We start from the raw sequence: 12,230 nt of genomic DNA on the forward strand, positions 1-12,230 counted from the left end.
TAACTATCTGAGGTCGGGCTGACCATTTTCTCAGTAATTTCTCTGTTCAAAGTAGATGCCCGTTTGTTGACTACACTACTATGTTGTTTGACTGTATAGTGGGTTTTCAGTACATTGCCTTTCAATGAAATAATGCATTTATTTTTACTTTTCTTTCCGAATTAGATTTGCATGCGCAATGAAGAGATGGTTGTACCGGCTTTTGGGTTTTGGCTGTTAACAGATGGCGAAACAATTGACTTCTTTAGTTTATAGGATGGTATTCAGACAGTGACAGAATTCTTGATTGACTACGGATTATTTTTGGCAAAAACTGCAACAATTGTAGCTGCTATTGCAGTGGTTACAGTGTTTTTTGCGTTTATGGCCAGTAAAAAGCAGGCGGGCAAAAAAGAGTCTATTGAAATCAGAAGATTGAATAAAAGATATGATGATATGGCGATGATGATGAATGCCAGCATGTTACACAAAGAGGGATTCAAACAATATCTAAAAGATGAAAAAGAAAAACTGAAAGAAATTGTTAAAAGCATAAAAAATGGCTCCCAAAAAAAACGCATCTATGTATTGAATTTTTACGGGGATATTCGTGCCACAGCCGTATCTTCACTCAGAGAAGAAATTACCGCTATTTTGACGGTGGCCACCGAAAATGATGAGGTATTTGTGCGATTGGAGAGTGGTGGTGGCGTAGTCCACGGATACGGACTGGGGGCATCCCAGCTTATGCGTATTCGGGAAAAAAACATTCCGCTCACGGTTTCAGTCGATAAAGTGGCTGCCAGTGGGGGTTATATGATGGCATGTGTCGGAAATCGTATTATGGCTGCGCCATTTTCTATCATAGGCTCCATTGGCGTAATTGCCCAGATACCCAATTTTAATAAAGTGTTGAAGAAGCACAACATTGAATACGAACAGTTTACCGCGGGTGAATTTAAAAGAACCGTGACCATGTTTGGTGAAAATACTGATGAAGCGAAGACTAAATTTCGAGAAGAAATAGAGGATATTCACTTATTGTTTAAAGATTTTATTGTTCAACACCGGCCCGATGTCGACATCGTGAAGGTCTCTACCGGTGAAAGCTGGCCCGGAACACGCGCACTGGAAAAGAAGCTGGTCGATGAGCTGAAAACCAGTGATGACTATTTGCTGGAAAGTAGCCAAGATGCCGATATTTATGAAATTAAATATGTGCACAAGAAATCATTGGGCGAGAGAATGGCGTTTCAGATTCAGCGACTTTTCGACAAAGCGCAATATGGCTGAATTGCTTTTTACCTCGATGGAAATCGGAAGCGCCTGTATTGATGGCATTGTCAAGCTGGCTATATCAAAAAAATGAGTGCCGATAGACGGTTGCACCATACTATAAAAGTCATAATTTAAGCGCACGCCACCTGCTGCCACTCACAAAGTACTTTTCAGCGAAATTGGCGATAGTGAACTGCCCGCATCAAATGCCGGCCCGAACCGGTTACACCATTGACGAATAGATTTATTGAAGACGGCAATCCCGCGTTCGGCCAAAAGGTCTTAAACGTCGCGAAAACTCAGAGAGAAGCGATGATATAACCAGACGGCGTGACTGATAATTGCCACAGCAAACAGGTATCCATGACATAACTGATTAATAGCTTTCATGCCTATGGTTTGACCTGTTTATCATGAAGTTGGCAATGCCATCTAATGCTCATCGATGACTTCATCAGCTTCGACCAGTTGGAACTGGTTGTTACCGATGTATTGCATCTTTACTGTGTAGGCGGTACCGGAAACTTTAACCCGCTTAATAGTAAGTGCGCCGGTTTCAGCCACAAACACTGTGTTTTCGTCCAGATAGTCCGCCGCTGATACAGCCAGCTCGAAATTTTCTGTTTCCAGTCCGCGATTGAGCACAATGGCAATCGGAGACGCGGTGATAGAGACCGACGTATCGCTTTGTGGCGAGGATTCAAATAGTTTGAACTGTATGCGGTACGCGCCGGCGCTGCCATTGGGCGTATTCGATGCATCGAATATCTTGAAACTCAGATGTGTATGCAGACCACCGCTGCTATCAATTTCACCTATTACGCCTGCGGATTCGCTGACGCTGTTGGCGCTGAACGAAATAGCATTGCTTAGTGCATCAGTGATCTCAATCCTTTCGCCGTTGGGTACTGCTTCACTCCATTGCGTGCCGTCCCAGTAGAGCAGCTGGCTGACAGGTTGAAAACGTAACCAGTTACCAGGTGTGAATGCGCCCTCCTGAATATTGACATCTATACCCGGATCATCAGTAACGAACGGGCCGCCACTCAGATCACCAAAATCGGCTTCAAACAACGTGCTGTTGACAAAAATCTCGGCACCAGCGCGCCATGGCCGAATGTCGCCAGCATGCAGATCATGATTATCATCTTCTGCTGCTGCATTTGCTGTCACAAACAATAAAACTAAGGCTGCAATGTTACCAACAATTTTTAACTGTTTTATCATGTTTCGATCTCCTTGGTTGGTTGTAGTATTGGTTTTGAGGTGTTACAGGCATGATCCTTACTTTACTGTGGTAATTGATATCCGCAGTTAGTCGAACCAAGTACTTTTTTTTATTCAGCAATTTGATTGGATAAGGTATGAATTTCCTCCAGAGACTCTATCTTAAAGTGTGAATTTCCGGTGTTTTTCAGAGCAACCCGGTAGAATTTTCCATTGACAAAAACCGCCGGGATTTCAATCATTTCAGATACTGCATCATATTGAACCGGCGTTGCGTATCGGGAGATATCGGGTTGCAGGGTGACCAAAGCAAACGTATGGTCACCCTGTATTTGCAGCTGCGCACGGTAATGATTGCCATCCGTTTGTATATCATTAAGACTTAACATGCCAGATGTTTGGTCGTAAATTGCAGCCACGTTTAATGCGGTTGACGGCGCTTCAACCGGAATATTGCAAAGCCTGAGTGTGCATAGCGTTTTTGCCAGCATTGCATCGGCCCGAGTGATGAAGCCATCCTGGTCGACATCGAATGCCGCATTGGTCGTATTTAACGTTTCGTTATTCTGAGCGGCCAGAAGAATCAAGGCGACATCAATGCGGTCAACATCGCCGTCCAGATCCACATCACCGGGAATCGATACTGGTAGTTCAGGTTGTTGTGGCAGATCATTGTTTTCTGAGTCTCCCGTGAGTGCATTCAAAGCCGCACCGAATTCACCGGGGTCGATTCCGGCATTAAACAGGATCAGAAACGGATCGGATGGAAAGAAGCGTGCATTGGAGATTAATTGCATTTCAATCAAATAAGCACCGATTGGACCGCCGGCTTCACCAACCTGATTTTCCAGAAAAAAGCTGAGATGCGTATGTAAAATGCCATTCGTGTCGGTGATATCGACGACCAGTTCCTGGCTGCCACTTATACCGTTTCTCGAAAAAACTGTACTGCCGTCAAAGCCAAGGATGTTTTCGTTGAAACAGAGTAATTGACCGGCGCACTGAGAAAAATCGTTGAGTATCTCGGTGCTGGCTTCGAGTCCGCCGAACAACCGGATTTGCACATCTGGTGGTGCATCATCCCAGGTGGATATTGCCGGGTCCCAATATTTCAGTTTGCCTAAAGCACGGTAACTGAGCAGCTCATTGGGCAGCAGCGCAGTACGAACGGATTGAAAACCTGGATTCCTGGTGCTGAAGTTACCACCGCTCAAATCGCGAAAGTCGACCGGAAAAATGAGTTTTTTTGTTGCTGTTTCTATCGTCAGTGTACCTGCCGGCAGCTCCAGTGTGTCTGTTAAACCGCCCAGATCGCAGCCAAGTGCGCCGGACGTGCGACAATAACCTGCAAACAAAGCATTGCCTTGTCCCCAGACTTCGATATCCAGATGTTGGGCAGAAATAGACTGGCCAGTCATCAGTACGGTTGCGAGCACAAGATAGAAAAAATGATTCTGGAAATATCCATCTGTGCAGGGTGGTAATCGTAGGCTCATTGATGTCGGCAGTTTTTCAGGTTTATTAGTCATATTAAAAGGTAGCACGCACACCCAGAATGAAACTGCGACCTGGTTCCGGCGCAAAATTGCGCAAAAAAGAAACCGAATTGCGGATTTCTTCATTGAGCAGGTTGTATCCTTTCGCGAAAAACCATAAGTCCATCCACTGATTGGCTTTGAGCTGATAGTCTGCCGATGCTGTCAATAAATGGTATCCACGTGTCGATGTTTCGTTTGTTCCGGGATGGAGTTGTTCCTCAGCCCGGGTATAACGCAGTGCCATATTCCAGACCGGGTTGCCAAACCCAAGTTCACTGCCGTAGCGCAGGGGCGGCATACGAGGCACGTCACTACGATCATTGTCGACGAAACGGCCGCGCACATAATCCGAAAATAACGTCAGCGACAGATTGCCTTGAGGTAACTGGTAAAGCGTGGCGTCGATGCTTGATTCATAACCGATGAATTCTGCACTGCGCTGGTCGTATGCAAACATTGATACACATTGCGCAACGCTGACACAGCGCTGACGAATGACTTCGTTGTCAACTTCATAAAACAGGCCGGTATTGCGCTGATAAATAAAATCGCTGGTGCGGTTATAGTAGCCATTGATGCGCATACTTGCGCGCGCGGTTTTCCATTCAAAACCCAGATCGATCATATTGACGGTTTCGTTTTTTAACTGCACGTTGCCGATATCGAAGCTGCGTGTAGACAAATGTGGGCCGAATGAAAACAGCTCCTGGATGTCCGGTGGGCGCACGCCATGATTGTACGTAAGCGTAGCCGTGAAATCCTGCCGTGGATTCCACTGCAAGCCCAGAGAAGCGGATATTGCCTGGAAATCAAGTGAATCGGGTAATGACACTGGCGACAGTGCGCTGCCGCGAAGTTTTAATTCATTTTCTTTGGGATTAACTTGAGCGTGTTCAAATCTCAGGCCACCCTGCAAAGACCAATTGTTCAGGGTGTACGTTTGCGTAGTATAAAGGCCGATTGACAGTTGTTTAGTTTCTGGCACAAACGTTTCCACGCCAAGTGCGGAAAATTTCCGGTCGATCCATTGCAGACCAAAGGTGCCGCTGAGGTTGTGCAGCAAATTGTGTTGCATTTCCACACGACCTTCTCCGGCTTTGTTATTGAATCGGGTAAATGGTGATCCACCTTCAAACTCGGTATGACCGTAGTCGACCAGGCCATATCGAAAACTGATACTGTCAATGCCCTGTACCGGTTCGTACCATTCGGATTTGAAATCGTAACGCGTTTGCCGCATATTGACACGAATATTGGGAAACAAAGCTTGTGGGCCGAAAATGTCTTCAAACCCTGCAATATCGTCAAGCCTTGGCAGGATTGTCTCCAGGCCGTCCAGATGATTCGGGTCGAGATGATGGCTGCCTCTGGGAATACCATAGCGATTGTCGGTATGGGAGACTGACATGCCTGCCATCACCTGATCCCCCAGCCACGAAAGGCCGGTAAAACCGCCAATAGCTTTATTGTCAGTGTTTGGTATTTTACCGCTGGCGTTGGATATTTCCGTCAGCCCAAGCTGTTGCACTGCAAAAGTTTCATCAATAGCTTTGCCAGGTATTCTGATGTCATTGCGGTCACGAAAAAAGCCGCCTAGATTGAATGCTAAACGGTCTTTTCCAGTGTTTAACGTAAAGGCTGAATGCGTGCCGTTTGCGTTGGTGTTGTAACGGCTCTCGATTGTGCCGCTTACGGTTTCTTTTGCACGACGTTGCGGAATGCGGTCATCGCTGACATCGACAACACCGCCGATCGCGCCACCACCATAACGGATGGTCTCGGGACCTCGCAAAACTTTAATTTCATGCGCAAACAGAGTATCGATCGCGAGTGCATGATCGGGGCTGAGGCTGGTTGCATCGTGTGTGCCTATGCCATTTTGCAGAATACGTACGCGTGAACCTGTCAAACCCCGGATAACCGGTATGCCTACACCGGGTCCAAAAGATGCGTTACTGACGCCAAGTTCTTCACTCAGTGTTTGACCAAGCGTATCATTCTGCTGCAACTGTAGCGCGCGTCCTTTAAGCGTGGAAGCACCTGGTTTTGGTGCTTGTTCCGGTTTTATCCCAATAACGTTTATTGGATTCATCTTAATTAAGGGATTTTCTCCGTCAGGCGCAGATGAGGTATTAAGGTGGACTGCTTCACTAGTCTTATCTTCTGCTAAAGCGTTTTTGTGGACTGAGACGTTGTTAAATAACACAACAAGGGTAATCACTATTAATCGAGCAAATGGATGCATTCTGAATACAGTGATAGTTTATTAACGTGAATTGCAAGTGGGTTCTCTTTACCATTTTGTGCTTTTTGATTTATTGTCAGTTCAAAATTCCTTTTTTGTAATCTTCAGGATGGATTTCTTTATTATTTGCTGTATATAGAATGGCTTATAGAAGCATTACGCTTTTAATAAAAGAAAAATTTAATCTGTTGCATAACTTAAATGATATGATATATCATAATTTATATCAACTTTTTTATATTTAAATTTATGCATAATAATCGTCTGCCGGTGACTGTTCTTTCAGGTTTCCTGGGTGCGGGTAAAACCACCGTTTTGAATCATATTTTAAAAAACCGGCAGGGGCTGCGTGTTGCAGTAATTGTCAATGATATGAGTGAAGTTAACATTGATGCCGCAGTTATCGGTAAAGAAATATCATTAAATCGATCCGAAGAAAAATTGATTGAATTTAGCAATGGTTGCATTTGCTGCACACTACGCGAAGATCTATTAATCGAAGTGAGCAAACTTGCTGGTGAGAAAAAGTTTGATTATTTAATTATCGAATCGACAGGCATATCGGAACCGTTACCGATTGCAGAAACGTTTACCTTTGCGGATAAACAGAGCATTGCTTTGTCTGAAATTGCGCGTCTCGATACGATGGTGACAGTGGTCGATGCAGTCAATTTTCTGAAAGATTATGAAGAGGCCAGAATGCTGCAAGAAGCAGGCGAGAGCCTGGGAGAAGACGATGAACGCAGTGTTACTGATCTGCTGATCGAGCAGGTGGAATTCAGCGACGTGATCTTAATCAATAAAACCGATCTGGTTAATTCAGAGGCATTAGAAAAATTACGCAGCATTCTCAGTTATTTGAATACACAAGCTGAAATTATTGCAATCGAAAACGGATGCGTCGATATTTTTAAAATCCTGAATACCGGTAAATTCAGTTTCGAGCATGCGCAGCAGGCGCCGGGTTGGTTAAAGGAAATGCGTGGAGAGCATGTTCCAGAAACCGAAGAATACGGCATCAGCAGTTTTAGCTATTCGGCCAGAAAGCCGTTTCATCCGCAACGTTTCTATGACTTTCTTCATCAGCCCTGGACAGATGGAAAACTGCTTCGATCCAAGGGTTTTTTCTGGCTTGCGTCACGGCCGGATTACGCCGGGCAGTGGAGTCAGGCCGGCGGTATTGCCCGTTATGGTTATGCCGGAATGTTCTGGCAAGCGGTACCTAGAAACGAATGGCCGCAAGATGAAACCTATATGCAGTCGATCATGGAAAAATGGCAGGAGCCCCACGGCGACCGGCGGCAGGAACTGGTTTTTATAGGGCAGAATCTTGATCGGCATGCTTTGTGTCAATGGCTGGATGAATGCCTGCTGACGGATGAAGAGCTGAAGGCCGGAACGGATTGCTGGGCTGCATTGGAAGATCCATTTGATCTCTGGCAGACGTGATATATGGAAACAGTGCTCGCAATAAACGATGATTTGAGTGGTCGTTCCCGGCCGGAATCAGGTATATGTATATCCGGATATACACCTGAAATAATGACCAGAATCTATGATGCCCATATCAGACTGTGTATTTATAAGCGCACAATGCGTGCTGATGTTAAAGGATATGCAGTTTTTCTAAAAAACACTCTTCATAATTTCCAATTAACGCAAACTGTGCCATTGCATAAATTGACTGATCTGCTGTGTGTATCACTGCCACAACATCAATTTCGTCAATCTTTTATCAGGGATGTGCACACTGTGGCGGAAATGTATGCATGTTTATTCGGACTCCATCAAATTGGTTTTAGATTGTGTGTTTTAAACAAAACCATGTGTCCGCGTTTTCATACCGACAAAGTACCTTGTCGTTTAATTACAACATATTCTGGAGAAGGGACTGAATGGCTTGATTGTATGGCAAATACATCGGATTTTCTTGAAACACTCAACCAAAAACCTGAAAACTCTCATTCAGTACAAAGGTTGAGCCCGGGCGATATTGCCTTGCTTAAAGGTGACAAATGGAAAGAGAACGGAGATTATGGGGTTATACATCGCTCACCTGATGTAGATGGAATGCGATTGTTGTTGTCACTGGATATTGCCCATTAAGAGTGATTTGTGAATTCAAAATGCATACTTTTCTTTCATTTTATGATAAGTATATTAGCCAAAAGTCTCTGAATATTTATCTAATTGTCTTGGGTTAACGGAATGCCGATTGAGATTGAGAAAATTATCAAAAAATCACAGGAAACTTGTGCCCTGGCTGGGGTGAAACTGACCAACAAGCGCAAAAATGTGTTGATAGTGTTATTAAATTCCAAAACACCGCTTTCTGCATACGATATTGCCGACAGATACAAAGTGCAATTTCAGGAATCGGTGCCGGTAATGTCAGTTTATCGCATGTTGGACTTTTTGATCAACGAGAGGTTGGTGCATAAACTGGAAACTTCCGGCCAATATATCTCATGCGCGCATATAACATGTAATCATCAACATGAAGCACCGCAGTTTCTTATATGTGATCACTGCGGCAGCGTTAATGAAGTTGGTATGAAAAAACCTATAGTCGATGAGATTGAGCGTAGCGTTCAGGATACTGGTTTTACCTTGACGCATAGACAACTGGAATTACATGGAATCTGTAAGCGCTGTCTCAATCGTTCAGTGTAGGTTTATCAGATGATGGAGAATCCCGGCAGAAGCCTTTTTGTGAATCGCCCCGATTTGGGTAAACTCCAACAAAGTTAACGAATACCTGCGACGGGCCGAGCAAGCTGGATTGGTCTGGCCATTACCGGATGAGTGGGATGATGCCAGACTTGAACAAATATTGTTTCCAGAAACGTATAAGGATTCAGCTTTGGAACAATCCAGATGGGTGGCTTGTGCGAAGCATTATGCTTTAGCCGCCAAAGTTAATGATGAAACGGGTGCGATGCGCGTAATAACGGTGGATAAAAGTTAAATTTATGCTGTTTGACAGCAGGGGTTTATTTTCATTATTGACAGAAGCAGGCTAATGGGTGACCCCAAATATTATAAGCATGACAAACCTAATTAAAGTCATCAATGACTTGCCCCAAAATGGTTAGAAATCTTTCTCGATCAATATCATCATCATAAATATTCTCACGACGATCACCACGAGTGGTTACATGATAAAAAGCACCAGAAAATTCAATTCTTATGGGTCTGCTCATGGGGTTGATAGTAGCGACATGGGGCATCTTATTTAGACCTGACCCCGACATGTGTTTGACCCCGACATGTGTTATAGACCGGGCTGATAAATAAAAGCCAGTATTTCTAATTTATTGATAGTAATGGTAAAGTAATATTGGCATGGATAATGCCTACTTCTAACGCTTGCTTCTTTGAAAGAAGCTTTTTTCATAAGGAATAAGAAAAAAAATGACTCGTCATTCGAAAAAATTAAATTTAGGGATATTATGTGCAAGTATTTTGACGCTCGGGCTGGTATCAACAGCCAATGCGGCATTAGTATCGACGCTGGGCGGTTTAGCGGTATACGATACGGATCGGGACATATCGTGGTTAGCAGACGCTAACGCAGCGGCAGGAACGAGCTTTGATGATGGGTTCAGCGCGACGGATGGTCGCATGACCTGGGACAATGCCAATGCCTGGGCGGCCAGCCTTAATGTGGGTGGTGTAACGGGTTGGCGTTTACCTACGGCAATGAATGCAGATGGAACTGGTCCTTGTTCTGAATACAATTGTACTGGTAGCGAGATGGGGCATCTGTTTTATACCGAATTGGGTGGCACAGCACAAAACTCGATTCTAAGTAGCGGTGATCCTGACCTGGCACTGTTTTCTAACGTCCAGTCCAACGACTACTGGTCCGGTACGGAGTTTGCGCCGAGTCCAGGCAACGCGTTGTTCTTCCACGTCAGTGTCGGCTACCAGGGCGCTACCAACAAGGACTTCAATTTGTCCGCGTGGGCTGTTCACTCGGGCGATGTCGGCGCGGCGTCAGTGCCGGAGCCAGGAACTATTGCACTGATGGGATTGGGGCTAGCGGGATTGCTAGGCTTCGGACGTCATCAGCGTCAACGTTGATGCTTTGGTAATTCGAGTGCTTCGCTCCTTTTGAGGGGGTTGCAGGGGGAGACTTCCCCTTGCTGACTCAATTTCCCCTCCTGTTATCGGAATATTTTACAGTGGCGCGTTTTGAGCTTTTACCCATTTATAAGCAGGCGATGGGTGTGGCGGTGCATTTTGAGAAAGTGGTAGCCGGTTCTTCGCGTTATCATAAGTACAGACTGGGTATTAAGCTGCGCAATAAAAGCCGCGAAATTGTAGTACTGATTGTTAAGGCCAAGAATGAAAAGGGGTCGTATCCTATTAAATATATGCATGCATGTGTTATTTTGTAGTGTTTGCGGCATAATTCTTCTTCTTTGGAGGCTTAATCTATGCGAACCACAAAATATCGATGACCAGTTGCTGAGTTATGCTAAGCATCAGGCGGTTCGACAAGGTTGCAGCTTATAACAGGTCATAGAAGATGCGTTGCGTGAGTCACTTGCACGCCAGAGTATGGAATCTGAACCGGTTACGCTGGAAACTGCTGCTGGCACAGGCCTAAAACATGGTGTTAATCTGGTGATAGCCATAGCTTGAACAACATTATGGATGCTGGTCGTTAATGTTTTTGATGGATGTCAATACATTGGTTTATGCGCATAGAGAGGATACGCCCCATCATGAAGCCTATCGCGATTGGTTGGAATTAATCGTTAATGGTAATACTGCTTATGGGTATTCAGAATCAGTGTTAAGTGGCTTTTTGCGAGTAGTTACCCATCCTAGGGTGTTTGAAATGCCATCTGCCTTACCCAGTGCGATCTGTTTTGTTAATCAAATCAAAGCGTCTAATCATGCAGTCTGCCTCGCGCCGGGGCCTATGCACTGGAAGATATTTTTGCAGTGTGTCGAACAAATCGATGCTAAAGGAAATGACATACCTGATGCGTATCATGCGGCGTTGGCAATGGAATGGAATTGTATCTGGGTGACGACTGATAAAGGTTTTAAGCGTTTTAAAGGCTTAAAGGTTCGTTATCCACTAGCATTAGCGGGTTCCTGATGCCCAGAAAAAGACGCTTCTACCTGCCAGGTGTCCCTGTGCATGCTGGAATGGTTGGGCATTGTGCGATGTATCGTTGGTCAAGTTATGCAACAAATGTCCAGGGGATTGATAATGCCATTGTTCGCCCACATGAGATTTATGTGGGCTTAGGCAAAACGCCTGAAGCACGGCAAGCGGCTTATCGAGCGTTATTTGCAACCTCAATTCAAGCGGATGAACTTGATTTAATCAGTGCAAGTTTGCATTCTGGAACGCCGCTGGGTAATGAACGTTTCAAACAACAAATTGAGTCTGCTTTAGGTCGTAGTGTAGGTTTTAGCAAGCGAGGAAGGCCTCCAAGACCTGGCGCTCCAGGAGAACTCTAGCGCGGATCAAATTTACGCGTAAAGGAAGTCACCCTTAGTGTTAACAGGCTAATGTGCATTAGTGTGATTACCAAGGGAAACTGGCGGACTAATTACTAGGGGACTCTGTCATAACATCGTATGTCTCCGACCGCCGATTCAGGGGTAAATTGTATTAGCTCCGATCAAATCTTCGAATAGTGCTATCACTGTGATTTTCCCTCCACGTTACAGATTATTTTTGAATCACTTGCGCGCGACCACCTCGAAGCTGTTTGCCACGCAGTTGGGTCTTGCTGATTTCTGCGCTTTGCGGTTTTTGCCGAGATTTACGCCATTTTCCATTTGCAGGTGAAATGCCAAGATAGAGACCGCGCTCATCAAATAACTTTTTTGTCTTTATGCCGGGGATGGCATTCAAATCATGCCAGAACCTTTGCTGCGACATCGACTGTTGCCTCGCTATTACACATTGCTTCTTTTAGACAGGCGAAATACTG

The 12,230-nt window shown here is 44.9% G+C and carries 14 protein-coding genes and 1 pseudogene; 9 read left to right on the plus strand and 6 right to left on the minus strand.

Annotated elements, in window-relative coordinates; genetic code table 11:
- The first annotated feature begins 270 nt into the window (after positions 1 to 270).
- Positions 271 to 1,272 (plus strand): protease SohB, encoded by a 1,002-nt coding sequence (gene sohB / locus C8R11_RS08140; RefSeq protein WP_107795268.1) that lies wholly within the window; start codon positions 271 to 273, stop codon positions 1,270 to 1,272.
- Positions 1,273 to 1,467: 195 nt separating this feature from the next.
- Here sohB and C8R11_RS17145 read toward each other — a convergent pair.
- From C8R11_RS17145 to C8R11_RS08155, 4 genes and pseudogenes are all read right to left on the minus strand, one after another.
- Positions 1,468 to 1,647: pseudogene (locus C8R11_RS17145) on the minus strand (hypothetical protein); the annotation flags it as partial.
- A 42-nt stretch (positions 1,648 to 1,689) separates the two neighbouring features.
- Positions 1,690 to 2,484 carry a hypothetical protein gene (locus C8R11_RS08145; RefSeq protein ID WP_107795269.1) on the minus strand — a complete coding sequence of 265 codons (795 nt, stop codon included), beginning with the start codon at positions 2,482 to 2,484 and terminating at the stop codon, positions 1,690 to 1,692.
- Between the two features lie 110 nt (positions 2,485 to 2,594).
- Positions 2,595 to 3,980: a dockerin type I domain-containing protein gene (locus C8R11_RS08150; RefSeq protein WP_219908566.1), complete on the minus strand. Its 1,386-nt coding sequence runs from the start codon at positions 3,978 to 3,980 to the stop codon at positions 2,595 to 2,597.
- A gap of 34 nt (positions 3,981 to 4,014) precedes the next feature.
- A complete protein-coding gene (locus C8R11_RS08155; RefSeq protein ID WP_181258201.1) occupies positions 4,015 to 6,114 on the minus strand; it encodes a TonB-dependent receptor in 2,100 nt (699 codons plus the stop codon).
- 402 nt (positions 6,115 to 6,516) lie between these two features.
- On the opposite strand from C8R11_RS08155, the gene zigA reads away from it, so the two are divergent.
- From zigA to C8R11_RS08175, 4 genes are all read left to right on the plus strand, one after another.
- A complete protein-coding gene (zigA, locus tag C8R11_RS08160; protein WP_107795272.1) occupies positions 6,517 to 7,716 on the plus strand; it encodes a zinc metallochaperone GTPase ZigA in 1,200 nt (399 codons plus the stop codon).
- Between the two features lie 3 nt (positions 7,717 to 7,719).
- A complete protein-coding gene (locus C8R11_RS08165) occupies positions 7,720 to 8,373 on the plus strand; it encodes a DUF1826 domain-containing protein (RefSeq protein WP_107795273.1) in 654 nt (217 codons plus the stop codon).
- Between the two features lie 102 nt (positions 8,374 to 8,475).
- Positions 8,476 to 8,940, plus strand: coding sequence for a Fur family transcriptional regulator (locus C8R11_RS08170; protein WP_090703238.1), 465 nt, complete (start codon positions 8,476 to 8,478; stop codon positions 8,938 to 8,940).
- Between the two features lie 109 nt (positions 8,941 to 9,049).
- The gene (locus C8R11_RS08175) at positions 9,050 to 9,235 is read left to right on the plus strand and encodes a hypothetical protein (RefSeq protein WP_107795274.1); all 186 of its coding nucleotides are present in this window, start codon (positions 9,050 to 9,052) and stop codon (positions 9,233 to 9,235) included.
- A gap of 88 nt (positions 9,236 to 9,323) precedes the next feature.
- On the opposite strand, the gene C8R11_RS08180 is transcribed toward C8R11_RS08175, so the two are convergent.
- Positions 9,324 to 9,470, minus strand: a complete 147-nt coding sequence (locus C8R11_RS08180) for a hypothetical protein (RefSeq protein WP_219908567.1) — start codon at positions 9,468 to 9,470, stop codon at positions 9,324 to 9,326.
- Between the two features lie 211 nt (positions 9,471 to 9,681).
- On the opposite strand from C8R11_RS08180, the gene C8R11_RS08185 reads away from it, so the two are divergent.
- The 4 genes from C8R11_RS08185 to C8R11_RS08200 all read left to right on the plus strand — a co-directional run bounded on the left by C8R11_RS08185 (position 9,682) and on the right by C8R11_RS08200 (position 11,751).
- On the plus strand, positions 9,682 to 10,353 hold the full coding sequence (locus C8R11_RS08185; RefSeq protein ID WP_107795275.1) for an Lcl domain-containing protein: 672 nt from the start codon (positions 9,682 to 9,684) through the stop codon (positions 10,351 to 10,353).
- 59 nt (positions 10,354 to 10,412) lie between these two features.
- Entirely contained in the window at positions 10,413 to 10,670 is a 258-nt protein-coding gene (locus tag C8R11_RS08190) for a four helix bundle protein (protein ID WP_146159095.1), read from the plus strand.
- A 272-nt stretch (positions 10,671 to 10,942) separates the two neighbouring features.
- Positions 10,943 to 11,383 (plus strand): type II toxin-antitoxin system VapC family toxin, encoded by a 441-nt coding sequence (locus C8R11_RS08195; RefSeq protein ID WP_107795277.1) that lies wholly within the window; start codon positions 10,943 to 10,945, stop codon positions 11,381 to 11,383.
- The gene (locus tag C8R11_RS08200) at positions 11,383 to 11,751 is read left to right on the plus strand and encodes a hypothetical protein (RefSeq protein ID WP_107795278.1); all 369 of its coding nucleotides are present in this window, start codon (positions 11,383 to 11,385) and stop codon (positions 11,749 to 11,751) included. Before C8R11_RS08195 ends, C8R11_RS08200 begins: the two co-directional genes overlap by 1 nt.
- A 214-nt stretch (positions 11,752 to 11,965) precedes the next feature.
- Here the strand turns inward: C8R11_RS08200 and C8R11_RS16145 are convergent, their stop codons facing one another.
- Entirely contained in the window at positions 11,966 to 12,178 is a 213-nt protein-coding gene (locus tag C8R11_RS16145) for a hypothetical protein (protein ID WP_107795279.1), read from the minus strand.
- Between the last annotated feature and the right edge of the window lie 52 nt (positions 12,179 to 12,230).

The sequence above is a fragment of the Nitrosomonas aestuarii genome, from assembly GCF_003046585.1.
Taxonomy (GTDB): domain Bacteria; phylum Pseudomonadota; class Gammaproteobacteria; order Burkholderiales; family Nitrosomonadaceae; genus Nitrosomonas; species Nitrosomonas aestuarii.